Origin of the sequence: Ralstonia sp. 25C, assembly GCF_051904805.1 — a bacterium.
In the GTDB taxonomy this organism is placed as follows: domain Bacteria; phylum Pseudomonadota; class Gammaproteobacteria; order Burkholderiales; family Burkholderiaceae; genus Ralstonia.
Map to the genome: position 1 here is coordinate 2,886,599 of NZ_CP196737.1, position 22,822 is coordinate 2,909,420.

20 protein-coding genes are annotated in these 22,822 nt (G+C 63.2%); 12 read left to right on the forward strand and 8 right to left on the reverse strand.

Annotated features, from left to right (window positions below):
• Nucleotides 1-98: 98 nt before the first annotated feature.
• Together ACS7SF_RS13560 and ACS7SF_RS13565 are read right to left on the reverse strand one after the other, a co-directional pair.
• Entirely contained in the window at nucleotides 99-1,508 is a 1,410-nt protein-coding gene (locus tag ACS7SF_RS13560) for a heavy metal sensor histidine kinase (protein WP_439890269.1), read from the reverse strand.
• Complete coding sequence (locus ACS7SF_RS13565; protein WP_439890270.1) at nucleotides 1,508-2,194, reverse strand: heavy metal response regulator transcription factor; 687 nt, start codon at nucleotides 2,192-2,194, stop codon at nucleotides 1,508-1,510. The genes ACS7SF_RS13560 and ACS7SF_RS13565 overlap by 1 nt, the downstream gene beginning before the upstream one ends.
• A 169-nt stretch (nucleotides 2,195-2,363) precedes the next feature.
• Here ACS7SF_RS13565 and ACS7SF_RS13570 point away from each other — a divergent pair, with 169 nt between their 5' ends.
• From ACS7SF_RS13570 to ACS7SF_RS13590, 5 genes are read left to right on the forward strand one after another with little or no spacing between them, the layout of a single operon-like run.
• Nucleotides 2,364-4,232: a copper resistance system multicopper oxidase gene (locus ACS7SF_RS13570; protein WP_439890271.1), complete on the forward strand. Its 1,869-nt coding sequence runs from the start codon at nucleotides 2,364-2,366 to the stop codon at nucleotides 4,230-4,232.
• The gene (locus ACS7SF_RS13575; RefSeq protein ID WP_439890272.1) at nucleotides 4,232-5,254 is read left to right on the forward strand and encodes a copper resistance protein B; all 1,023 of its coding nucleotides are present in this window, start codon (nucleotides 4,232-4,234) and stop codon (nucleotides 5,252-5,254) included. Before ACS7SF_RS13570 ends, ACS7SF_RS13575 begins: the two co-directional genes overlap by 1 nt.
• Before the next feature lie 46 nt (nucleotides 5,255-5,300).
• A complete protein-coding gene (gene copC, locus ACS7SF_RS13580) occupies nucleotides 5,301-5,687 on the forward strand; it encodes a copper homeostasis periplasmic binding protein CopC (protein WP_439890273.1) in 387 nt (128 codons plus the stop codon).
• Between the two features lie 4 nt (nucleotides 5,688-5,691).
• Nucleotides 5,692-6,633, forward strand: a complete 942-nt coding sequence (copD, locus tag ACS7SF_RS13585) for a copper homeostasis membrane protein CopD (protein WP_439890274.1) — start codon at nucleotides 5,692-5,694, stop codon at nucleotides 6,631-6,633.
• 21 nt (nucleotides 6,634-6,654) lie between these two features.
• Nucleotides 6,655-7,140 carry a DUF411 domain-containing protein gene (locus tag ACS7SF_RS13590; RefSeq protein ID WP_439890275.1) on the forward strand — a complete coding sequence of 162 codons (486 nt, stop codon included), beginning with the start codon at nucleotides 6,655-6,657 and terminating at the stop codon, nucleotides 7,138-7,140.
• Between the two features lie 80 nt (nucleotides 7,141-7,220).
• Here the strand turns inward: ACS7SF_RS13590 and ACS7SF_RS13595 are convergent, their stop codons facing one another.
• Complete coding sequence (locus tag ACS7SF_RS13595; protein ID WP_439890276.1) at nucleotides 7,221-8,390, reverse strand: 4-hydroxybenzoate 3-monooxygenase; 1,170 nt, start codon at nucleotides 8,388-8,390, stop codon at nucleotides 7,221-7,223.
• A gap of 137 nt (nucleotides 8,391-8,527) precedes the next feature.
• Here ACS7SF_RS13595 and ACS7SF_RS13600 point away from each other — a divergent pair, with 137 nt between their 5' ends.
• Complete coding sequence (locus ACS7SF_RS13600) at nucleotides 8,528-9,805, forward strand: alpha-hydroxy-acid oxidizing protein (RefSeq protein ID WP_439890277.1); 1,278 nt, start codon at nucleotides 8,528-8,530, stop codon at nucleotides 9,803-9,805.
• Between the two features lie 74 nt (nucleotides 9,806-9,879).
• Here the strand turns inward: ACS7SF_RS13600 and ACS7SF_RS13605 are convergent, their stop codons facing one another.
• The 5 genes from ACS7SF_RS13605 to mdlC all read right to left on the reverse strand — a co-directional run bounded on the left by ACS7SF_RS13605 (nucleotide 9,880) and on the right by mdlC (nucleotide 16,890).
• On the reverse strand, nucleotides 9,880-10,887 hold the full coding sequence (locus tag ACS7SF_RS13605; protein ID WP_439890278.1) for a helix-turn-helix domain-containing protein: 1,008 nt from the start codon (nucleotides 10,885-10,887) through the stop codon (nucleotides 9,880-9,882).
• 445 nt (nucleotides 10,888-11,332) lie between these two features.
• On the reverse strand, nucleotides 11,333-12,724 hold the full coding sequence (locus tag ACS7SF_RS13610; protein ID WP_439890279.1) for an MFS transporter: 1,392 nt from the start codon (nucleotides 12,722-12,724) through the stop codon (nucleotides 11,333-11,335).
• A gap of 144 nt (nucleotides 12,725-12,868) precedes the next feature.
• A complete protein-coding gene (locus ACS7SF_RS13615) occupies nucleotides 12,869-13,804 on the reverse strand; it encodes a ketopantoate reductase family protein (protein WP_439890280.1) in 936 nt (311 codons plus the stop codon).
• Nucleotides 13,805-13,816: 12 nt separating this feature from the next.
• Nucleotides 13,817-15,301: an aldehyde dehydrogenase gene (locus ACS7SF_RS13620; RefSeq protein ID WP_439890281.1), complete on the reverse strand. Its 1,485-nt coding sequence runs from the start codon at nucleotides 15,299-15,301 to the stop codon at nucleotides 13,817-13,819.
• Nucleotides 15,301-16,890, reverse strand: a complete 1,590-nt coding sequence (gene mdlC, locus ACS7SF_RS13625; RefSeq protein ID WP_439890282.1) for a benzoylformate decarboxylase — start codon at nucleotides 16,888-16,890, stop codon at nucleotides 15,301-15,303. Before mdlC ends, ACS7SF_RS13620 begins: the two co-directional genes overlap by 1 nt.
• A gap of 94 nt (nucleotides 16,891-16,984) precedes the next feature.
• On the opposite strand from mdlC, the gene ACS7SF_RS13630 reads away from it, so the two are divergent.
• The 6 genes from ACS7SF_RS13630 (at nucleotide 16,985) to ACS7SF_RS13655 (ending at nucleotide 22,822) form a co-directional block, all read left to right on the forward strand.
• Complete coding sequence (locus ACS7SF_RS13630; protein ID WP_439890283.1) at nucleotides 16,985-17,884, forward strand: LysR family transcriptional regulator; 900 nt, start codon at nucleotides 16,985-16,987, stop codon at nucleotides 17,882-17,884.
• 219 nt (nucleotides 17,885-18,103) lie between these two features.
• Nucleotides 18,104-19,462, forward strand: coding sequence for an ABC transporter substrate-binding protein (locus ACS7SF_RS13635; RefSeq protein WP_439890284.1), 1,359 nt, complete (start codon nucleotides 18,104-18,106; stop codon nucleotides 19,460-19,462).
• 50 nt (nucleotides 19,463-19,512) lie between these two features.
• On the forward strand, nucleotides 19,513-20,226 hold the full coding sequence (locus ACS7SF_RS13640) for an ABC transporter ATP-binding protein (protein WP_439890285.1): 714 nt from the start codon (nucleotides 19,513-19,515) through the stop codon (nucleotides 20,224-20,226).
• Nucleotides 20,213-20,905 carry an ABC transporter ATP-binding protein gene (locus ACS7SF_RS13645; RefSeq protein WP_439890286.1) on the forward strand — a complete coding sequence of 231 codons (693 nt, stop codon included), beginning with the start codon at nucleotides 20,213-20,215 and terminating at the stop codon, nucleotides 20,903-20,905. The genes ACS7SF_RS13640 and ACS7SF_RS13645 overlap by 14 nt, the downstream gene beginning before the upstream one ends.
• Before the next feature lies 1 nt (nucleotide 20,906).
• Nucleotides 20,907-21,773 (forward strand): branched-chain amino acid ABC transporter permease, encoded by an 867-nt coding sequence (locus ACS7SF_RS13650; protein ID WP_439890287.1) that lies wholly within the window; start codon nucleotides 20,907-20,909, stop codon nucleotides 21,771-21,773.
• Between the two features lie 26 nt (nucleotides 21,774-21,799).
• Complete coding sequence (locus ACS7SF_RS13655; protein WP_439890288.1) at nucleotides 21,800-22,822, forward strand: branched-chain amino acid ABC transporter permease; 1,023 nt, start codon at nucleotides 21,800-21,802, stop codon at nucleotides 22,820-22,822.

Genomic DNA, 22,822 nt, shown 5'->3' on the forward strand with positions numbered 1-22,822 from the left:
CCACACTGCCAATGTAGAAGACAATCGCGATCCCCCATTGATGCACGTCAAGCTGCCTCTTGGCGCACCTGCCTGGACGCCGCGTCAAAGACTCCGCGCTATGCCAGCCTGCTGGCCGCCTCGGCGGAATGCGGTAAGCGAATGGAGAAGCGGGTGCGCCCATCAGCACGCGTCACGGCGATGGTGCCGCCGTGTGCCACAACGATCGCCTTGGTAATCGCCAGTCCGAGACCGGCGCTTTCTGATTCCGGTCGGGCGCGGGATTTGTCGGCTCTAAAGAAGCGCTCAAAGATGAGCGGCAGAAGATGCGGTGCGATCTCGATACCGTCGTTGTCGACCGAAATCGTGACACCCTCGCGGTCGCTGTGGATCGAGACGGCGACGTGTCCGTTGCGCGGCGTATGACGCAGCGCGTTGGAGAGCAGATTGCTCAGTGCCCGTCGCAGCATGAGGCGGTCGCCCGTGACGTGGCCATCCCCGCGCAGTTCCAGCTGGACCCCTTTGTCTTCGGCCAGCGCATCGTAGAACTCAAACAGAGCGCGGACTTCGTCGGCGATGTGAATGTCCTCGGCGCTTGGCAGCGTCAGGCTGTGCTCCATCTTGGCGAGGTAGAGCATGTCCGACACCATGCGCGCGAGACGCTGGAGTTCCTCCGCGTTGGAGGTCAGCACATCGTGGTATTTCGTCGCATCTCGGGGTTGGGAAAGCACAACCTCTGTTTGCGTGAGCAAGTTCGTGATCGGCGTTCGCAGCTCGTGGGCGATGTCGGTCGAGAAGTCGGACAGCCGACGGAAATCATGCTGTAGCCGCTCCAGCATGGCGTTCAAGGTCACGGCAAGGTCCGCAACCTCTTCGGGGACGGTTTCAACGGGCATACGCTCGTCGAGCTTGTCGGCGGTCACTGTCCGGGCCCGCGAAGCCATGGTGCGCAACGGCGCCAAGCCGCGACGCGCGGCCCACCATCCGAACAGGCCCGTGGCCAGCGCGGCGACAGCGATATAAAACGCCAGTGTGCCTCTGAACGTGTGAAGGAAGTGGGCATGGATGTCCGTGTTGATGCCCAGCAAGACATCGAGGGCGCCAGCGGAGCCGTCGCGCAGGGGGATGGTCGCGTGCATGCCCCGGTACTGTTGCCCACCTTGCTCCCAGACGAGTGCATCGCGCTTTTTCGGCACCCGCGCCAACGTCTGTGCCGCGATCTCGAAGTCGAAATCCTGGGTCGCATACAGCGGTTGGCGATCCGGCCCTTGAATGCGTGCCACCAGATCGGTGCGATGTTGCAGCGCTTCACGGATGCGCTCTGGCACCTGTTGGGGCGGACCCGATTCGACAATCTTCGCAATCACGCTGACGTTCTCACGCAGTGCGGTGTAGTCCTCGACCGCGAAATGGTTGTCCATGGCCAGCGCAATCACGATGCCGAGGCCAAGCAAGACGGTGGCCGAGCACAGCGCGAAGTACGCGGTCAGCCGCGTGGTCAGGGAGAACTGGCCCCGAAGCGGTCTCATCAGGCCGCCTCCTCGGGATCTTCAAGCACGTAGCCCATGCCGCGTACGGTATGGATCAGCTTCGGCTCAAAGTTGTCATCGATCTTCGCGCGCAGCCGGCGGATGGCGACGTCGATGACGTTGGTGTCGCTGTCGAAGTTCATGTCCCAGACCTGGGAGGCGATCAGCGAGCGTGGCAAGACCTCGCCACGGCGCCGGGCAAGCAGCTCAAGCAGCGAGAACTCCTTACTCGTGAGCGGAATCTTCTGCCCACCACGCGAGGCCCGTCGACGTGTCAGGTCCAAGACAAGATCAGCAACCTGGATGCGGTCGGCCGAGACTGCGCCTGTCCCTCGGCGCAGCAGCGTGCGTACGCGCGCCAGTAATTCGGCAAAGGCGAACGGCTTGACGAGATAGTCGTCGGCGCCCATCTCAAGCCCCTTGACCCGATCGGCCACGCTGTCGCGCGCCGTCAGGAACAGCACGGGCACGGCCTGTTCGGCAGCCCGCAAGGACTGGACGATCTGCCAACCGTCCACGTCGGGCAGCATCACATCCAACACCAGCAGGTCGTAATCGCCTGTCATGGCCAAGTGCCGCCCGTCGATGCCGTTGCGGGCCAGGTTGACCACGAAGCCGGCCTCGGTCAGACCTTGCTGCAGGTACTCTCCGGTTTTGGGTTCGTCCTCGACGACTAGCAGCTTCATATTGGGCGTGGGTCACTTCTTGTGCTTGTAGGTGGCTGTAGAGTACCGCGCGGCAGGGCACATCACGCCAAGATGACCGATTTGTAATGTTTCGGTCAGGTGAAGGTAGCCTGGGGGTGAGTAGCCTGCACGCAGCTTCTGTCCGACATTACGCAAGGAAAACTCGATCATGCGCAGCAATCGTGCATCCGGCATCCTGCTACCGAACCTGCCTCGCCGGCGGTTCGTGCAAGGTTTGGCCGCCGGTGGTGTCATCGCCGGCCTGGGGCTGGGTGGTTTCACTTCATCGTTGGCGGCTTCGGTCGCATCGACTGCGCTGGGTACGGCGCCCGTGCTGCGCGGCACTGAATTCGATCTGGTCATCGACGAAACGCTGGTGAACTTCACCGGCAAGCCGACCATGGCCACGACCATCAACGGCACGCTGCCTGGCCCCACGCTCCGTTGGCGCGAAGGTGACACCGTCACGCTGCGCGTCACGAACCGCCTGCGCGAGCCAACGTCGATCCACTGGCACGGCATCATCCTGCCGTTCGAGATGGACGGCGTGCCCGGCATCAGCTTCCACGGCATTCCACCCGGCGAGACCTTCACCTACCGCTTCAAGGTGCGGCAAAGCGGCAGCTACTGGTACCACTCACACTCGGGTTTTCAGGAAATGACCGGGGTCTATGGCGCACTCATCATCGATGCCGCCGGCGGCGACCCGATCCGCTCCGATCGCGACTACAGCGTCTTGCTGTCCGACTGGACGGATGAGGACCCCATGCGGATCCTCTCCAAGCTCAAGACACAGGGCAATTACTACAACTACCACCAGCCCACGGTGGTGGATTTCTTCCGCGACGTCTCCAACGACGGTTGGAAGGCCGCCATGGACAAGCGGGCGATGTGGAACCAGATGCGCATGAGCCCGACCGATCTGGCCGACCTTTCCAGCGCGACGCTGACCTACCTCACCAACGGCGTCACCCCCGCCGGCAACTGGACGGGCCTGTTCTCGCCGGGTGAGACGGTGCGATTGCGCTTCGTCAACGGCTCAGGCAACACGTTCTACGACGTGCGCATCCCGGGGCTGAAGCTCAAGGTGGTGCAGGTCGACGGGCAGAACATCGAGCCGGTGACGGTGGACGAATTCCGCTTCGGCCCCGGCGAGACCTGCGATGTACTGGTCTCGCCCAAGGACGACGCCTATACGATCTTCTCGCAGTCGATGGACCGTACCGGCTATGCGCGAGGCACGCTGGCGGTCCGCCAAGGCCTGCAGGCGGCCGTGCCGGCGCTCGACAAGGTGGAATGGTTGTCCATGTCCGACATGATGGGGGACATGGGTGGCATGGGCCATGGTGGTATGTCAGGCATGGCCCATAGCGCGATGTCCGGTATGGATCATGGGGACATGCAGATGATGGACGATGGTGGCATGACCATGATGGATGCCGGTGGCATGCAGACGATGGACCACAGCCAGCATGGGCAAGCCGGTGGCGCTACGGACAGCCTGAAGGTGCCGAGCAAGAAAGCGCGACACGCCCGCACGGAATATGGCCCCAGCACCGATATGCATGTCAACATGGCGCGCACCAACCTGGATGACCCGGGCGTTGGCCTGCGCAACAACGGGCGCCGCGTCCTGGTGCTCGCCGACATGCATACGATCGGTGGACCGATGGACAAGCGCGGCCCCGAGCGCGAAGTGGAACTGCACCTGACCGGCAATATGGAGCGCTACACGTGGTCGTTCGACGGCGTGGAGTTCGGCAAATCGTCACCGGTCCACTTCCGGTATGGGGAGCGGCTACGCGTCATCCTCCATAACGACACGATGATGACGCACCCCATGCACCTGCACGGCATGTGGAGCGAACTGGAAATGCCGGACGGCACGTTCCTCGCGCGCCGGCACACCTTCCCTGTCCAGCCTGCTCAGCGGATCAGCTTCCTGGTCACGGCGGACGCGCTCGGCCGCTGGGCCTGGCACTGCCACCTGATGCTGCACATGGACGCAGGTATGTTCCGCGAAGTGGTGGTGACCTGATGCTCGACTTTCACAACCGATCGATCATGCGCAAGCACGTAAGGACACTAGTGACGGTGGCGCTGGCTGTTGCCGGCATTGGCGTCGCCTCGGCTCAGGAAATCCAGTTGATGGACGGAGGGACCGTGCCAGCGCCCCAATCCGAGCAACAGGGTATGGGCCATGCAATGCAAGGGATGGACCACAGCGCGATGCCGGGCATGGACCACGGCTCGATGCAAGGAATGGATCACGGTGCCATGCCGGCTATGGACCATGGCAGCATGAACATGCAGGGCGGTTCCGCGCCTGCCGATGCGCGCGATCCCGATGCCTACTCGGGTGGATACCAACTCGGCTCCGGCAAATATGCGCTGGGCGACCCCCGACACATGATGATGATGGCGGACGAACACAACTTCGGATCGGTGTTGGTAGACCGGCTCGAGTGGGTACACGGCAACGATGCCAATGCAACCGCTTACGAATTGCAGGCGCGGTACGGCAGCGTGTACAACAAGGCCGTCCTCAAAGCCGAGGGCGATGTATCGAAAGGGCGGTTTGAAGAAGCGCGCACCGAACTGCTATGGAGTCATGCCGTGGCGACGTTCTGGGATACGCAACTCGGTATCCGCAATGACGCAGGCTTTGGCCGACCCGCGCGCAACTGGGCGGCGTTCGGCGTGCAAGGCTTGGCCCCGTACTGGTTCGAGGTCGAGGCCACGGCCTATGTGGGCAATAGCGGTCGCACCGCGTTGCGGCTGTCCGGCGAGTACGAGCTGCTGCTAACGCAGCGTCTGATCCTGCAACCACGCATTGAAGCCAATTTCTATGGCAAGCGTGACCCTGAGCTCGCGATTGGTAGCGGGCTTTCCAACGCGACAGTTGGCGTACGCGTGCGCTACGAGTTCAGTCGCCAGTTTGCCCCGTATATCGGCATCGAACGTAGCCAGGCCTTTGGTAGTACGGCCAACATGATCGAAGCCGCCGGCGGGCGCCGTGGCGATACGCGCCTTGTCGCCGGTGTGCGCCTCTGGTTCTAGGTCCCCCCCAGTCTCCCCAATCCTTCCCAACCTCAAAAGACGCCCTATGTTCACATCTCGTTTTGCTACTAAGGCCATCATCGGCACTTCCCTGGCGCTTCTGGCGTCGGCCGCGCTCGCGCATCCGAAGCTTGTCGCATCGACACCTGCAGATAAGGCCGAGGTGGCGGCGCCCGCCAAGATCGAATTGCATTTTTCTGAAACACTCATGCCGCAATTCTCTGGCGCCAACCTCGTCATGACGGGCATGCCTGGCATGGCCGACCACGCCCCGATGAAGGTGGCCACCAAAGTCTCGGGCGGCGAAGATGGCAAGACCATGGTGATCACGCCCTCGCAGCCGCTGTCGGCAGGCACGTACCGCGTTGACTGGCGTGCCGTGTCGTCGGACACGCACAACGTGAACGGCAACTTCTCGTTCCAGGTGAAGTAAGTCAATGCCTGACGATTGGTTGGTCGTGGCGCTACGGTTTGCGCTCTATCTCGACCTGATGGTTCTGTTTGGCGTGGCGCTCTTTTGTGTCAATGCAGGCATCCACGCCATGCGGCCAGGTGAGGGCACTTCGATCGTCGCGCGGCAGTACATCCAGATCATCGGCATCGCGGCAGTCCTCGGTATCGGACTGTCGTTGGCCAGCATGGTCGTGATGGCCAAAGCGATGACCGGAGCCAGCGAATATGCCGAACTGACGACGCACGTCTTCGGCATGATCATGACGGGCACATCGGTCGGCATGGCATGGATGGTGCGCGTGGCCGTCTTGTTGGCCGCATTTGCGTGCCTCGCCATGCTGCGCAATCGTCCCGCACTGCGTTTCGGTATGGCGTCGGCGTTCGGTGCCGTTGCCTTGGCGACGATCGCCTGGGCGGGCCATGGAGCGATGGACGACGGTACACGTGGTGCACTTCATTTGGTTTCCGACATTGCTCACCTCGTGGCGGCAGGCGCGTGGGTCGGGGCATTGGTTGCGTTCGTCGTGCTTGCCACGAAGGCGCGCGCGTTTTCCTCAGGAGCAGCCGACTTGCTCGGACGGTCGTCGAACGGTTTTGCCCGCGCGGGCACCGTGATCGTCGCCACGTTGGCTGTGACGGGCGTGCTCAACTACGTGTTGATCGTGGGTCCGACAATCGAGGGTTTGGTAACGACGGCCTACGGCCGCCTGTTGCTCGCGAAGCTTGCACTGTTCGTGCTGATGCTCGCGCTGGCGGCCGCCAACCGGTACCGGCTGAGCCCACGCCTTGAGCGAGCGCTGAAAGATGGCGACCCCATTGAAGCGGTGCTGGCCCTGCGCCAGAGTTTGATGACAGAGGCCACGCTCGCTGTGGTGATCCTTGTGTTGGTGGCTTGGCTGGGGGTACTGTCTCCGGCAGGCACCTGACACCCTATTTCTGATGACGCTATGACTACCACCTCGCAAGTGAAACCGTTGTCCTCAACCAGGCGTGCTTTCGCACTTGGGCTGGCGCTCCTGCCCGCCATGGCCTTTGCCCAGAAGGCAGCATCGAAGCCGGTGGTCGAAGTTTGGAAGACACCGACATGCGGTTGCTGCAAAGACTGGCTCACGCATTTGCGGGACAACGGGTTCGACGTTGTGGCGCACGACGTTGAAGACACCGTGGAGGCCAGAAGACAAGCGCAGATGCCTGACCGCTATGCCTCGTGCCACACCGGCATGGTGCAAGGCTATGCCTTGGAAGGCCACGTTCCGGCTCGCGAGATCAAGCGACTGCTGCGTGAGCGGCCGAAAGCGGTCGGCCTAGCGGTGCCGAGCATGCCGCTTGGTGCACCAGGAATGGATGGGCCTGCCTATGGCGGGCGCCGCATGGCTTACAACGTGCTGCTCATCGGAACCGATGGCCAATCGAGCGTGTATCAGGCGTATTAGCCAAGCGCCAAAGATCAGCCATCGCGCCTCTCTAGAGTTGGAGCCCTGTCAAATCCCCAAGCGGCTCACTGTTCGAGACTTCAAACCGCCGCTGTTCCAACGTAGTTCTCGGCCAGTACGGTCAATGCAGCTCGTGAAGTGGTGACGTGCTCCAGCTCGGCGATCTGTAGCTGCTGTTCGAATGGCGATACGCCATCCATCCGATGCATCATGCGGGTCATCCAGTAAGAGAAATGCTCCGCTCGCCAGATACGCCGCAGGGCGGTTTCACTGTATGCCTCCAGCAGATCTGGGCGGCCGGTCAGATAGAACTCCTGCAGGGCAGCAGTCAGGATGCGCACATCCGAGACAGCCAAGTTCAGTCCCTTCGCGCCAGTCGGCGGGACGATATGGGCGGCATCGCCCGTCAGAAACAGACGACCGTGTTGCATCTTCGTCGAGACGAAACTCCGCATTCCAACGATGTTCTTCTGAAAGATTTTCCCTTCAACGACCTGCTGATCCTCCGTGTCCACGCGCGCATGCATTTCTGCCCAGATCCGGTCGTCCGACCATGCATCGACGGAATCCTTAGGGTCGCACTGGAAGTACATGCGCTGCACGGATGGCGAACGGGTACTGACCAACGCGAAGCCACGGTCGTGGTGCGCGTACACCAATTCGTCGGACGAAGGCGGCGCCTCAACGAGAATGCCGAACCAGCCAAACGGGAAGACCTTCTCGTAGTCCCGTCGGAGTTCTGATGGGATTACCGCCCGGGAGACGCCTTGAGAGCCATCACATCCGATGACGAAGTCGCAGTGAACCGTCTGCTCGGTACCGTCGTGCTCGAATCGAATGGTCGGCGTATCGGAATCGATGCCGTGGATGGTTGTTTCCGACACGTTGAAGTACAACGCACCGTTTGCAGCGCAGCGGGCAGCAATCAGGTCTTTAAGCACCTCGTGCTGTGCGTACACGGTGATGGCCTTGCCTGTCAGCTCGCCAAGATCCACCCTGCGCCGCTTGCCCGCAAATGCAAGCTCGAACCCATGATGGACTGCCCCTTCGGCTTTCATTCTTGTGCCTAGCCCAGCTTCGGCCAGCAGATCCACCGTGCCGGGTTCGAGCACGCCTGCGCGAATTGTGGATTCGATCTGCTCGCGGCTGCGGGACTCCAGCACGACGGAGTCGATACCGCGCAAATGAAGCAGGTGAGAGAGCAGCAGACCCGCCGGGCCCGCACCGATGATGCCAACTTGTGTACGCATACTTGTCTCCGATCAAACTTCTGGAGGCGAGTTTGGGTAAGCCAATTGCAATCAGCAACGCGATATTGCGGATATTCAGTATCCGAATTGCAGATAGAGGTGCGGGTCGGCTTCAGCGCTGGGGCAGGATGCAAGCCATGCCGGTACGGAATGACTTTTCGCCAAATTGGCAATATGAGATTGCGGTGTGTTGTCGTGACAATCCCAAGGTGCCTGCTATCGAATACGGCGGCTCCCAGTCAGTGCGCGCAGATGCACTGACTCATTCAACCCAAAGGAGATTGCGGCGTATGAAGCCGTCGTTCAGCGTCGAAGACTATCGGCGTGCTGCCCAGCGGTATTTGCCTCGTATGGTCTTCGATTACATCGAAGGCGGTGCCGATGACGAATCCGGGCTTCAGCGAAACCGCAGCGCATTCGACAACTTCCAGTTCAAGCCTTCCAGGCTGACCGATGTCCGGCATCGGGATTTGTCGATTGAACTGGCTGGGCAGCGTGCAGCGCTACCGTTGGTCGTCGCGCCCATGGGGCTGACCGGTGCGTGCCGGCCCGATGGCGACGTCATGCTGGCACGAGCCGCTGCCCGGGCCGGCATTCCGTTCGTGCTGTCGACGGCCTCCAACGTGTCACTGGAAGACTTGGCGCGACGCTCAACTGCGAGACTGTGGTTTCAGTTGTACGTCGTGCACCGCGAGCATGCCCGTGCCCTGACCGCGCGCGCATTGGCAGCGGACTACGAAGCCTTGGTGCTTACCACCGATGTCACGGTCAACGGCAATCGCATACGCGATTTGCGCAATGGTTTTTCTGTACCGCTGCGTTTGACGCCGCGTCTTGCTCTGGATGCCTTGACTCACCCGGCTTGGCTGACTGGGCAGCTTCGAGGTGGCTTCCCAACGCTGCCGAATGTGCAAACTGAGGGCGCCGCCAGCCTGGAGGTTCAAGCCGCGCTTTTGCAGCGGCGCATGGACGCGGGCTTTTCCTGGGATGATTTGGCCGCGCTGCGCGACAACTGGCCTCGCAAGCTATTCGTCAAAGGGATCTTGAGCGCCAGCGATGCGGCGCGCTGCCGTGCGCTCGGCATTGACGGCGTGATTGTGTCGAACCACGGCGGCCGGCAGTTGGCTGATTTTCCGGCGCCCATGGACGTGCTGTCCGACATTGCAAAGGCGGCCGGCGACACGATGACGATCATGGTCGACAGCGGTTTTCGCAATGGCCGAGATGTTGTCAAGGCGCTGGCCTCCGGCGCGCATGCGGTGATGCTTGGGCGCGCATTGCTCTACGGCCTCGCCGCGAGTGGAGAGGCCGGCGTCGATGACGTCCTATCCATGTTCCGCGCGGATATCGACCGCACGCTCGCGCTCATCGGATGTGCAAGCGCTGCTGCATTGGGGCCGGAGCACCTTACATAGAAGAGCCGGCGAACCTTGCACCCCTCGCCAGCCCCCGACACACGCGCCATATGCCGGCATAGGTGTGAGGCGTTTCAGGCGGCTAGCGCACCCTTTCGATCGACATCGTTGCACAACCGCCATTCTCTGGGCGGCATGCCGAAGTGCTCGCGAAAGCAGCGGCTGAAGTGCGTGACGTCGCTGAATCCCCAGGAAAAGGCAATATCGCAGATGCCTCGTTCACGGTAGCGGACATCAGCCAGATCGCGTTGGCAACCTTCGAGCCGCAGTTTCCAGATGAGCTTGCTCAATGGCAGCGGCTCGTTCTGGAACAGGCGATGCAGGTGCCCTGGAGAGACGGAGAGCGCCTCGGCAATGCCGTTGACGGTGAGGCCAGCCTCCCGCAGGTGATCCCGAACATAAGCCTTGGCGCGCTCAAGGTGATACGCCTGCAGGTTCGAAGGCCTGCGGGCGTTTGCACTTGGCAGGCTGCGCAGGCCGGCCGCCACAATGCTGACCAAGCTGTCCGACATGCTGCCCGCCGCTGACGGGTGGACGTTAGCGATGTTCGCGTGAAGTGGGTCCAACATCGACAGGAGCAGGCTTGCCGGCGTACTTTGCCGGTGCACCGTGGTGGCTGTGAGTTCATTCACGCTGCCCACGGCATTTTCGAGGCAGGTGCGAGGCACACGAAGGACGGACACGTCGTGATGGGTGCCATCGAAATGCAGCTCGTACGGGCGTGTGCAATCGTAGATGGCAAAGTCACCTGGCTCGAGCACCGCTTGCCGCTCGTCCTGACACACCACGCCGCGCCCCGCGCGTTGTACCTGAACGAGGAAGTAGTCCTCGGTTTCCCGGCGGATGTCTGACAACGGCCGCCAGATTCGCTGTGCACTCGAGCTCAAACGCGTCAGCCGCAACGGGCCGAGCGCGCCGAAATCAATGTTGCCGAAGAAACCCAGATCGCCAGGAGAGGCACAGTTCAGTTGCACGTAAACCGTGCAGATCATGTCTAGCCAGTAGGCAAATCGCTCATGTGGCGGCACAGAACTGGTGCTCAAAGACTGAGGGGCAGCCACCTTTGAACCCATGGGTTCCATGCTGCGCGTGGCGTCAAGGTGTGTCACGGAAGAAGCCCTCAGCGATTGAATTTGGACGTGGCCACAAATGCAAAGTGCATGCCCACAGGCATACGGATCATGAGCGGGCCGGGGATATCTGCGAGCGCGACTTCAACATAGCAGGGACTTCCCGGGCTTCGTATGCGTGGCTTCCCGGATGCCTACGGTGCCAAAGGGGCAGAAGTGTTGTGTGGGGCACGGCCACGCACGTAGAAGGATGTTCCGTGCAGGAACGCTTGATCTCTTGCCGCAGCAGCCTTACTCCGTCTGAGTCGGCGCCGCCGTAGACAGCGGCGGCGCTCGTACTGGGAGGCATGACATGACCGAGCTACCTTGCGCAGTCCTACGCCGGCCAAACGCGGCGTCTTCCCTCCGCCCGTTGACGGGAGTGGCGGTGCAGGATCGCACCGCCGAAGTGTGGCCGCTACGTTTTGAGAGCGTTGGCCTGCCGGCTGGGCGGGGCGGTCATGGCGTTGCCTGTCCGTGCAGTCAGACGCGGAATCTGTTCGCGCATGGCCAGCAGCGCGGCGAGCACCACCAACATCGCGATCCCGAGCATCGCCAGATAGGCCACTGCCCCGCCTGCGGTGATGACCATGGCTCCAGCAAACGCGCTGAGGATGGCGCCCAGCCGCCCGAACGCCAAGCCCGATGCGGTGCCAGTCGCGCGCACCGCCGTCGGATAGATGTAGGCGCACAGTGCATACATCGTCGATTGCACGGCGTTGACGAACAGCCCGTGCAGCCCGAGGCCGACGATCAGCAGGTTCGTGTTGAGCTTGGCGTCGACACCCTGCAAGGCGAAGGCGCTCGCGGCTGCGCCTACGCAACACAGCGCCATGGGCCAGCGCGAACCCCATCGCGCAATCGTCACCGCGCAAACCAAGGCGCCGATCACGCCGCCCAGGTTGTACGCTGTCAGCCCCGAGCCCGCCACACTCACGCTCAAACCTTCTGAAGCCAGCATCGTCGGCAGCCAGCTAAACGCCGAGTACACGGCCAGCAGGCACATGAAGAACGCCGCCCAGAGCGCAATCGTGTCACGTGCCTGCCCAGGCGCGAAAAGCGAACGGAAACTCGCGTGCTGGATGACCTTCTGGCCAGCCATATCGGCAAACACGGCATTGGCCGGCACATCGCGTCCCATCTTCGACAGCAACTGCGCCAGTTGCGGCCAGTGCGACTGGCGACGGGCCAGGAAGCGCGGCGATTCGGGCAGCGCAGCCACCAGCACGAACCCGAGCACCAGCGGCAGTGCGCCGCCGATCCAGAACAGTCCGCGCCAGCCATAGAGCGGCAGCACGTGGCCCGCAAACAGGCCTGCCAGCATCCCGCCCAGCGGCACGCAGACGATCGTGGCCGTCACGGCCAGCGTGCGGCGACGCGCAGGTGTGAACTCCGCCGTCATCGTCGTGGAGCTTGGCAGCGCACCACCAATGCCCAGGCCGGCGATGAAGCGCAACGCGGCAATCGTCGCCACATTTGGCGCAAAACCGATTGCGCACGTCGCCACGCCAAACAGGAACACGCTGCCGATCAGCGCCCAGCGTCGCCCGAAGCGATCAGCAAACAGCCCCGCCAGTGCGCTGCCCAGCCCCATGCCGATCAGGCCCGCGGCCACTGCTGGTGCAAACGCATTGCGCGTGATGCCCCACTCCTTGATGAGGACGGGGATGGCAAAGCCGATCAACTGGCCGTCAAAGCCGTCCATGACGATGGCAAACGCTGCCAGCAGCACCGCCATCTTCTGCGCGAGGGAAAACGGCCCGTCATCAAGGACCGTACCGATATCGACCGTGGCCTGGTTCTTGTTCATGCAGGCCTCCACTGGGCCGCCGAACACGCGAACGCGCAACGCAATACCGCCGCCGCGTTCACCAATTTGGGACTGCACATCATGGTTGTCTCCGTTGAGGTGGCGTCTGCGCGCCATCGAATAAAACCTGGGTATCTCGGCCAGCTAGGGTGCCTGCTGAGGCACGGACCGCGCCTGCACTAACCGCACGAGTTGCATCAACGTCTCGGTGTGCGGCACGGGCACGCCATGCCGGCGCGCTGTCGCCACCACGGCGCCGTTGATGGATTCAATCTCGGTCGGCCGTCCGGCCAGCACGTCCTGCAGCATCGACGGCTTGTGCCCGCGATGCGCGACGATGGCGTGGCGCACGTTGTCGCTCACCTTGTCAGCGTTGACGGTGATGCCGCTGGCGCGCGCCACGGTCAGCACTTCGTCCACGATGCTTAACGCCAACGTCGGGCCGTCTTCCACCGCACCCAGCGCGTCGACGGGCTGGTTCAGCACCGTGCACAGCGGATTGAGCGCAGCGTTGAAGGCAACCTTTTCCCACACGGCGCCCCACACGTTGGCGTCGGCCTGGCAGTTCAGGCCAGCGACGGATAGCGTATCCACCACGGGAGTCAGCAGTGGGCGTTGTGCGCCATCCGCCGTCATCAGGCGGATCGCGCCCGCGCCGTGCGAGCGCACATGGCCCGGGCCAGCGAGGTCCGCCGGCCATGTCGTCACCCCGACGAAGATGCGTTCCTGCGGCACGACTGAAGCCAGCGCCTCCACGTTGCCCAGGCCGTTCTGCAGCGTCAGCACATGCGTTGACTCGCCGATCAGGTGACGCACGCTCGCAAGTGCTGCACGCGTATGCATCGCTTTGGTGAAGACGATCAGCAAGTCAGGTACGTCTGTCGCGTCCCCCGGGCGTAAGGCTTGCAGGTTGCGGACGTGGCGGTCGCCGGTGTCGGTTTCCAGCCGTAAACCGTGGGTGGTGATCGCGTGCAAATGCGCGTCGTTGATGTCGAGCAGCGTGACGTGGTGGTCGGCTTCGGCCAGCAGCCCGCCAAATAGCGAGCCCATCGCACCCGCGCCGAGGATCGCAATCTTCATTGGCATCTCAACTCAGAACGGGTAATGGCGCGGCGTGGTTTGCACCGTCATCCAGCGCAGCTCGGTGAACTCCGCCACGCCGGCGCGGCCGCCGAAGCGCCCAAAGCCGCTCGCCTTGACGCCGCCAAACGGCATCTGCGCCTCGTCGTGCACGGTGGGGCCGTTGATGTGGCAGATGCCCGATTCGATGCGGCGCGCGACGTTCATGGCGCGCGCTACATCGCGGCTGAATACGGCGGAGGACAGACCGTACGCGTTGTCGTTCGCACACGCGACGGCGGCATCGTCACCGCTCACGCGCACGATGCCCTTGACCGGGCCGAACGATTCTTCCGCGTAGATCAGCATGTCGGGCGTGACGTGGTCGAGCAGCGTGGCGGGCATCAGCGTGCTGTCGGCCTTGCCGCCGCACAGCAGCTTCGCGCCCTTGGCGAGTGCGTCGTCGATGAGGTGATTGCAGCGGTCGACTGTGCTCATGTCGACCACCGAGCCAAGCACCGCCGGCCCTTTGCGCGGATCGCCCAGCGGCAGCGAAGCGGCCTTCGCCGCGAGCTTCGCAACAAACGCATCGGCGATGGCTTCGTCGACGATGATGCGCTCGGTAGACATGCAGATCTGGCCCGAATTGGCGAACGCGCCGAAGGTCGCGCCATCGACAGCAGCATCGATATCCGCATCCGCCAGCACCAGCAGCGGCGCCTTGCCGCCAAGTTCCAGCACAGCGGGCTTCAGATATGTCGCGCACGTCTGCGCGATGATGCGGCCCACGCGCGTGGAGCCCGTAAAGTTGACGCGCCGCACGGCCGGGTGGGCGATCATCGCTTCCACCACTGCGCCCGCGTCGGCCGGGGCATTCGTCACGAAATTGACCACGCCGCTTGGCAAGCCGGCCTCTTGCAAGGCTTCAATGATGAGCCCGTGCGTGGCGGGCGAAACCTCCGACCCCTTGAGCACGACCGTGTTGCCGCACGCCAGCGGCAACGCAATCGCGCGCACCGCCAGGATGACGGGCGCATTCCACGGCGCAATGCCGAGCACCACGCCCGCCGGCTGACGCACGCCCATCGCAAGGCTGCCAGGCACATCGGAGGGGATGATCTCGCCGGTGATCTGCGTGACCATCGCAGCGGCTTCCTGCAGACCGCTGGCGGCGAGGTGTACGTTGAAGCCAGCCCACAGCGCGGAGGCACCCGTCTCGACAGCCATTGCGGTAGCAAACGCCTCGCCCTTCGCTTCGAGCGCTTGTGCAGCACGCATCAGCAACGCGCGCCGCTCGGACGGGCCCATTGCGGCCCAGGCGGGGAAGGCTGCGGCAGCGGCATCCACTGCACGACGGGCATCCTCCACCGTTGCGGCCGGCGCGCGCGTGGCGACGGTACCGTCAAGCGGATTGCGCCGCTCGAACACTGCACCATTGGCAGCCTGCACGTGCTCGCCATTGATCAGCATCGAGATGTTTTGCGCCGCGTCCAGCGGGGCAATGTTCGTATGGGTCATCAGGCAATCTCCACTTCAATCAGGGTTGGTCCGGCGGACTTCAATGCGGTGCGCAGCACGGCTTCCAGCGCATGCGGGTCGCTCACGCGCTCGCCAGTGCAGCCCATGGCGCGAGCCAGACCGACGAAGTCGATACCGTTCAAGTCGGTACCCTGCACCTCGTCGGTGGCGGCAAAACCGAACACCGGGGCAAACTCCTGCAGGGCCGCGTAGCGGCGGTTGTTGAGGATGACGAATGTCATGGGAAGCTCAAGCAGCGAGGCACTCCGGAGCGCCTGGATCGAATACATGCTGGATCCATCGCCAATCAAGCCGATCACGCGCGTACCCGGCGTGGCCAGAGCAACACCCACTGCAGCGGGCATGCCGTAGCCCAAGCCGCCGCTATCCATCGTGTAGAACCCGCCCGAGCGGCGCATCGGCAGATTGGCCTGCATGACTGGCCGCGCGCTCGGGGCTTCTTCGACGACAATGTCTGTCGCGCCGCGGACGGCGTCGAGCGTTTGCAAAACGAAGGCTGCTGACATGGGCGAACCCGGCTCAGCGCGCGGCGCTTTAGCGCGTGGAGGCGGCAGCGGTCGTGCCGGTGGCGCGGGGCGGTCGAGCAGATCGAGCACACCCAGGCGGATGTTGCCAACGACGGAAATGCCTTCGGGCGTCCACGCAGCGGTGGCGGGGTCGTCGATCAGTTGCACGAGCTTCGCGCCCGTCGGCACATGCGGCCCATGACCTTCCACGTGGTACGTGAATGCCGGTGCGCCGAGTGCGAACACCACGTCGTGCCCTTGCAGCAGGCTGACGATCTTCTCGCGCATCGCGGGCAAGAAACCGGCGAATAGGGGGTGGTCTTCGGGAAACGCGCCGCGCCCGGCCATCGGCGCGGTGAACACGCGCGCGTTGTGGGTTTCAGCGAGTTGCACGACGGTATCCCACGCGCCAGCACGATCCACCGCAGCTCCCACAACGAACGCCGGCCGTTGCGCCGCATCCAGCAGGTCGCCAATGCGCGCCAGCGTGACCGGATCGGGCCGCACCGTGGTGGCCATTTCGTGCACGGCGACGGGCTCCGTCGTCTGGTCCCAGTCATCTACGGGAATCGACACCAGCACAGGGCCGCGCGGCTCCTGCATGGCGATGTGATAGGCGCGGGCCAGCGCCAGCGGCACGTCTTGCGCGCGCGCGGGCTCGATGCTCCATTTCACGTACGGCTTGGGCAGTTCCGTCGCCTGATTGGAAGCGAGGAACGGATCGAACGGCAGGATGGACCGCGCCTGTTGCCCGGCGGTGATCACCAGCGGCGTGCGATTCTTGAAGGCCGTGAAGATGTTGCCCATGGCGTTGCCGACGCCAGCAGCCGAATGCAGGTTCACCAGCGCGGCGTTGCCGGTCGCTTGTGCGTAGCCATCGGCCATGCCGACGACTACGGCTTCCTGCAGGCCAAGGATGTAGTGGAAATCTTCTGGAAAGTCGCGGAACATCGGCAACTCGGTCGAGCCTGGATTGCCGAAGACATGCGTCATGCCGAGGCGGCGAAGCAAGTCGATCGTGGCGTCGCGCACCGTGACAAGCGCGAGCGAAGTGCGGGTCATGCAGTGTCTCCTTCCTTGTTCTTGGAGAGCAGTATGGAAGCCCACCCCCTTGCCGCGATATTGAATTCTGGGGAAAAAGTCATTACCTTCTTGCATGGCCTTCGATCTGCGCCAACTGCGCGCCTTCACCACCATCGTTTCCGCCGGCAGCCTCGGGCGTGCGGCGGACGTCCTGCACGTCACCCAGCCGGCGCTGAGCCGCATCATCAAGCGGCTGGAAGACGAGGTCGGTGCACCGCTGTTTGAGCGGCACTCCAAGGGCATGCAGTTGACCGCCATCGGGCAAGCGCTGCTGCCGCATGCTGCATTGCTGCAGCGCGAGGCGGACTACGCACGTGAAGAGATCGACGCCATGCGCGGGCTCGCCAAGGGCACCATCCGCGTTGGGGCAGTGGGCAGCATCGCAAGCTACGTCCTGCCGCTAGCCGTGGGTAACGTGGTGGCGCGCTGGCCTAACCTACGCGTAGAGATACTGGAAGGCGTGTGGGATCGGCTGGCCGAGGGACTCGTTAAGCACGAGATTGACCTCGCGCTGTCGATTGCGATGCCGGATACCGAGGAAATCATCGCCATCGCGGATTGCCGCTGGGAGGATGCGAGTTTCGTGGTCGCATCACCGGAGCACGCGCTGCGCCAGCGCCCCAGCCTGATGCTGGCCGATACGCTCGATGCGCCGTGGGCCATTCCGCCACGTGGCACCGGCCCCTACGAGCACATGCGCCAGATATTCGAAGCTGCCGGTCTTGGCCTGCCGAACATCGTGGTGGAAACGCGCTCGGTGACGGCACTCAAGAGCCTCGTGGCGCGCTCCGGCTTCCTGAGCTGGATGGCCGAACCGATGATCGACGCCGAACGCCGCGCCGGCGTGATCGAGCCGCTGCCGATTCCCGGCCTGGTGGCGCGCCGCACGCTCACTGCGTTCCGGCGCCGCCACGGCATTCTGCCCAGCCCCGCCGTCAAATTGCTCGAAGCGCTGCGCCAACTGACGGCCTGAGCTTGATTGCGCATCGTAGTTCGCCTATTCGCTCGAAAATCCGGCACTTGGGGTAATCCCCGCAAGAGATTCCCAGACAAGTTTGTGGAGTGTTCTGGCAAAGCATCGCCCGCACCTCGTTCTTAGACTTCTTTCCAAGCCACAACCAATCCGCGTGCTCACGCAGAGCGCAAGCAGAGCGGATTGCGGCTTCTGATCGACAGGCTAAGGGGAGAGTGTATGACCGCATGCAGCCAACATCCGCACACAGCGGACGATAAAGCCGACCACCCGAGCGACATAGGGTCCGCTACGGCAGCTTCGGATAGCAACGGAGGTCGCCGACGGTTCCTGCGTCAATCGGCAGGCGCGGTCGTTGCCGCGGCATTGTCCGGCATCGGCAAGGCGGAGGCTGCGGGCGGCGACGTCATCAGGGTCGGCTATATCAGCCCCCGTACGGGGCCGTTCTCTCCTTTCGCCGAGGCCGACGAATTCACGCTGGACCAGATTCGCCGCGCGGTTGCCGGCGGCTTGAACATCGGCGGCAAAACTTATCGGGTCGAAATTCTGGCGCGTGATGACCAGAGCAGCCCGGACCGCCAGTCGAACCTTGCTGCAGAGCTGATCAACAAGGACAACGTCGACCTGATTCTCGGGCAGGCATCGGTGGCCGCCGGAATGTCGCAGCAGTGCGAGCTCAATGGCGTGCCATGCCTGACGACGATGGGGCCCTGGCAAGCATGGATGTTCCCGCTCAAGGGGACGCCGGACAAAGGGTTCAAGAACGCCTTCCATTTTTTCTGGGGGCTGGAAGACATCGGGAACGTCTACCTCGACATCTGGAGCGGCTTGCCCACCGACAAGGTGGTGGGCAGCGTGTTCTCCAATGATGTGCCGGGCAACGCCATGGGTGACGCGAAGCTCGGTCTGCCGGCGCAGTTCGCCAAGGCCGGTTACCGCATTGTCGATATCGGCAAGTTCCAGGTCGGTACGGATGATTTCTCTGCGTACATCCAAGCCTTCAAGCGCGAAAAGGTCGAGATCGTCACCGGGCTGTTCAGCCCGCCGGAGTGGGCCACATTCGTCAAGCAGTCGGCACAGATGGGGTTCAAGCCCAAGGTGGCCACCGTCGCCAAGGCCCTGTTGTTCCCATCTGGTGTGGCGGCGCTTGGACCGAGCGCAGAAGGCATGTCGACGGAAGTCTGGTGGACGCCAGCCTATCCCTTCAAATCGAGCTTGACCGGGCAGACAGCACGGCAGCTTGCCGATAGCTATCAGGCAGCAACGCACCGCGAATGGACGCAGCCGATCGGTGTGGTGCATGCGCTGTTCGAGGCCGGCATCCAGGCGCTGAAGTCCAGCGGCAACCCGAAGAACCCCAAGGCCGTGGCCGATGCGCTGCGCACGTTGCGTCATGAGACGGTGATCGGCAAGCTCGACTTCACCACCAGTGGCATCAAGAACGTCTCGAAGATCCGCGTCGTTGGCGGGCAGTGGCATGTGGGCGCAGGTGGCAAGCCGGAGATCGCCATTACGCATAACCGCACCGCGCCGGAAGTACCGATCCAGCGGCCGTTTGCGCTGCTCAAGAACGCGTGAGGGACGACGTGTTACTTGAACTGTGCGGCGTCAGCAAACGCTACGGCGACATGACGATCATTCCGCCGCTGGACCTCAGTGTGAACGCCGGCGAGTTCGTCGGCGTGATCGGCCCCAATGGCGCTGGCAAGACGACGCTGTTCGGCATGATCTCTGGGGGCGTGAGCTGCGATACCGGAAGCGTGGGCCTGTCCGGCAAGAACCTGACCCCGCTGGGGGCCGACGCACGCTGTCGGGCAGGCATAGGCCGGACGTTTCAGATTCCGCAGCCCTTCCCGGCGATGACGGTCTACGAGAACGCGCTGGTGGCGGCCACCTTTGGCGCAGGTCTGCACAGCCGAGCCGCCCAGGCCAGCGCGTGCGACGCACTGGAGCAGTGCGGACTCATTGCGCTGGGCGATCTGCCCGCAGGCAGGCTGACGCTACTGCAACGCAAGCGCCTTGAAGTGGCGCGTGCACTGGCCACGCAGCCGAGCGTGCTCTTGCTCGATGAGGTTGCCGGTGGGCTGACGGAAGCCGAGGTGGTGGAGCTTCTAGAGCTTGTGACCGCCGTCAACAAGAGTGGTGTGACCGTACTGTGGATCGAGCATCTCGTGCATGCCTTGGTGTCCGTGGCACGCCGGCTCGTGGTGTTGGCCAGCGGCGCCATTCTGCAGGACGGCGAACCCCAGGCCGTATTGCGCAGCCAGGTCGTTCGTGAAACGTACCTGGGGTCCGATATGGACAGCGAACTGGAAGACGAGGCACACCATGCTGCGCACTGATCGGCTCTGCGCTCACTACGGTCTGTTCCAGGCGCTGTTCGATGTCGACGTCCAACTGGCGCCGGCGGAGACTGTCGCTCTGATTGGCGCCAATGGCGCCGGGAAATCCACGTTGCTGCGCTCGCTAATGGGCGCGCTTCGGGTGCGCCACGAGGCGATCACCCTCGATGGTGAGCCCATCGGCGGTGACCCTGAGCGCAAGCAACTGGCGCGCGGCATCGCGCTCGTGCCGGAGGGGCGCCGCCTGTTTCCGAGCTTGACCGTGCTGGAGAACCTGCAGCTTGCAGCCAGTCATGGGCGCAGCGGGCCGTGGAGCATCGAACGGGTGCTGGAGGCGCTGCCGGTGCTCAAGCCGTTGTGTCAAAGACCGTCGACCGCGTTGTCCGGTGGCCAGCAGCAACTCGTGGCGATCTCGCGTGCACTGGTCACGAATCCGCAGTATTTGCTCTGCGACGAGATCTCCCTGGGCCTTTCTCCGGCGGCAGTCGACGAGGTGTACCGGCTGCTGGCGCAGGTTCGCGATGATGGGGTGGCGATCTTCCTGGTTGAGCAGAACGTTCGCCGCGCGTTGACCGAGTCCCAGCGCTTCTATTGTGTTCAGAAGGGGCGTGTCGTGCTGTCGGGGGATTCGGCACAGGCCGATCACGCGCAAGTCGCACACGCCTACTTTGGAGTTTGAGATGCCCGCCGTCATTGAAACGCTATTGAACGGGCTCATGCTGGGCTCGCTCTACGCGCTGTTTGGGCTCGGCTTGAGCTTGAGCCTGGGTGTGATGCGCATGATCAATATCGCCCATGGCGATCTGATTGTGCTGGGGGCCTATCTGGCCAGTGTCGTGATGCTGTTGACGGGGGCTGGGCCGTTCACCGCGTTGCTGTTGGTGTTGCCCATCATGTTTTGCATTGGCTGGCTGCTCCAGCGCTTGTTGCTCAACCGCATGGTGGGGCGCGATGCGCTTTCACCGCTATTGACGACCTTCGGCCTGTCGATCGTGTTGCAGAACGCGCTGCAGCAGGTGTTCACAGCGGATACCCGCAGCCTGCCCGCCGGTGATTTCGGCACGCTGGGTATCACGATGGGCGGCGTATCGATCGGTGTGCTGCCGCTGGCCATTACGTTGACGAGCGTAACCGTGTACGCACTCACCCATCTGCTGATCGCGCGCACGCGGTTCGGCCGTCAGGCGCGTGCAGTGGCTGACGATGCGGAAACTTCCCGGTTGGTGGGGATCAACGATCGCAGCTTCTTCTCGCTGGTAACGGGGTTCGTGCTAGTTGTGATCTCGCTGGCTGCTGTTCTATACGGCGTCAGGACGCCGTTCTCTCCCACGGCCGGGCCTGAGCGACTGCTGTATGCCTTTGAGGCCGTTGTGCTCGGTGGGCTCGGCAACCTGTGGGGCACGTTCATCGGTGCGTTGGTGGTGGGGTTGGGGCAGGTGGTGGGCGCTCGTGTGCATACGGGGCTGGGCGCCTTCTTCGGCCACTTGGTCTTTCTCGTTGTGCTGATGGCCAAGCCTGACGGGCTCTTTGCAAAAGGCAGGAAATGATGGACGGGATTCGCAAACTGAATGCCATGCAGCCGACAACGGGTGCACACCTGTCTTGGCTTGCGCCGGCACGCCTCGCGTTTTGCGCACTGCTCCTAGTCGCGCTGGTGTGCGTGCCGTGGGCCACGGATTTCGCCATGCAGCGGTTGTTGGTTGAGGTGTTTACGGTGTTCGCCATCGCGCTTGCGTGGAACCTGTTGACCGGTTACGGCGGGCTTGTGGTGATCGGTCATCAGGCCTTTGTGGGCGTGGGGGCGTATGCGTTGTTCACTCTCTCCAACACGCTGGACCTCAACCCGTGGTGGATGCTTCCCGTGGCTGGCGGCATCACGGCGCTGTTTGCAGCCATCGCCTCCGTACCGATGTTTCGATTGAGCGGCCCTTACTTTGGCGTTGGCACATGGGTACTGGCGGAAATGCTCCGTATTGCAACGCTCAATGCAGAACCATTGGGTGCGGGCGGCGGCATGCCGTTGGATGCGCTGAGCAACTTTGACCGGTGGCATCGGACTGCAGGGGTCTATTGGGCAGCACTGGTTGTCGCCGTGGGCAGCCTGTTGGTGGTGCGTACGATCTTGCGCGGGCGGCTCGGACTCGCCCTGCGTGCGGTGCGTGACGCAGAGCCGGCCGCGTCCGCGAGCGGGGTCCCCGTCAAGCGCGCCAAGCTCGTGCTGTGGTGCACGGCGGCCGCGCTCACAGGTACGGCCGGAGCCGTGGCCTACATGAACACATTGCAGGTCACGCCGGATGCTGCTTTCTCACTGAACTGGACGGCCACTGCCATCTTCATTGCGGTACTCGGCGGGATCGGCACGCTGGAGGGGCCGATCCTCGGTACCGCGGTGTATTTCCTGTTGCGCGAGAGCTTCAGCGATTACGGCACCTGGTACTTCATCGGGCTGGGCGTACTGGCCATCGCAACGATGGTCGTGTCACCGGGCGGGCTGTGGGCCCTGGTAACGCGGCGCTACGCGCTCGATCCCTTTGGAATTCGCCGCAGCATGCCTGCCACCTGCGTGTCTTCTGACAAGAGGCAGTCCGAAAGGTAG

What these genes read in the sequence shown, in the direction of transcription:
- ACS7SF_RS13560 (WP_439890269.1), bottom strand. Translation starts at nt 1,508, where the DNA reads ATGAGACCGCTTCGGGGCCAGTTCTCCCTGACCACGCGGCTGACCGCG.
- ACS7SF_RS13565 (WP_439890270.1), bottom strand. Translation starts at nt 2,194, where the DNA reads ATGAAGCTGCTAGTCGTCGAGGACGAACCCAAAACCGGAGAGTACCTG.
- ACS7SF_RS13570 (WP_439890271.1), top strand. Translation starts at nt 2,364, where the DNA reads ATGCGCAGCAATCGTGCATCCGGCATCCTGCTACCGAACCTGCCTCGC.
- ACS7SF_RS13575 (WP_439890272.1), top strand. Translation starts at nt 4,232, where the DNA reads ATGCTCGACTTTCACAACCGATCGATCATGCGCAAGCACGTAAGGACA.
- copC (WP_439890273.1), top strand. Translation starts at nt 5,301, where the DNA reads ATGTTCACATCTCGTTTTGCTACTAAGGCCATCATCGGCACTTCCCTG.
- copD (WP_439890274.1), top strand. Translation starts at nt 5,692, where the DNA reads ATGCCTGACGATTGGTTGGTCGTGGCGCTACGGTTTGCGCTCTATCTC.
- ACS7SF_RS13590 (WP_439890275.1), top strand. Translation starts at nt 6,655, where the DNA reads ATGACTACCACCTCGCAAGTGAAACCGTTGTCCTCAACCAGGCGTGCT.
- ACS7SF_RS13595 (WP_439890276.1), bottom strand. Translation starts at nt 8,390, where the DNA reads ATGCGTACACAAGTTGGCATCATCGGTGCGGGCCCGGCGGGTCTGCTG.
- ACS7SF_RS13600 (WP_439890277.1), top strand. Translation starts at nt 8,528, where the DNA reads ATGCCGGTACGGAATGACTTTTCGCCAAATTGGCAATATGAGATTGCG.
- ACS7SF_RS13605 (WP_439890278.1), bottom strand. Translation starts at nt 10,887, where the DNA reads ATGGAACCCATGGGTTCAAAGGTGGCTGCCCCTCAGTCTTTGAGCACC.
- ACS7SF_RS13610 (WP_439890279.1), bottom strand. Translation starts at nt 12,724, where the DNA reads ATGAACAAGAACCAGGCCACGGTCGATATCGGTACGGTCCTTGATGAC.
- ACS7SF_RS13615 (WP_439890280.1), bottom strand. Translation starts at nt 13,804, where the DNA reads ATGAAGATTGCGATCCTCGGCGCGGGTGCGATGGGCTCGCTATTTGGC.
- ACS7SF_RS13620 (WP_439890281.1), bottom strand. Translation starts at nt 15,301, where the DNA reads ATGACCCATACGAACATTGCCCCGCTGGACGCGGCGCAAAACATCTCG.
- mdlC (WP_439890282.1), bottom strand. Translation starts at nt 16,890, where the DNA reads ATGACCCGCACTTCGCTCGCGCTTGTCACGGTGCGCGACGCCACGATC.
- ACS7SF_RS13630 (WP_439890283.1), top strand. Translation starts at nt 16,985, where the DNA reads ATGGCCTTCGATCTGCGCCAACTGCGCGCCTTCACCACCATCGTTTCC.
- ACS7SF_RS13635 (WP_439890284.1), top strand. Translation starts at nt 18,104, where the DNA reads ATGACCGCATGCAGCCAACATCCGCACACAGCGGACGATAAAGCCGAC.
- ACS7SF_RS13640 (WP_439890285.1), top strand. Translation starts at nt 19,513, where the DNA reads ATGACGATCATTCCGCCGCTGGACCTCAGTGTGAACGCCGGCGAGTTC.
- ACS7SF_RS13645 (WP_439890286.1), top strand. Translation starts at nt 20,213, where the DNA reads ATGCTGCGCACTGATCGGCTCTGCGCTCACTACGGTCTGTTCCAGGCG.
- ACS7SF_RS13650 (WP_439890287.1), top strand. Translation starts at nt 20,907, where the DNA reads ATGCCCGCCGTCATTGAAACGCTATTGAACGGGCTCATGCTGGGCTCG.
- ACS7SF_RS13655 (WP_439890288.1), top strand. Translation starts at nt 21,800, where the DNA reads ATGCAGCCGACAACGGGTGCACACCTGTCTTGGCTTGCGCCGGCACGC.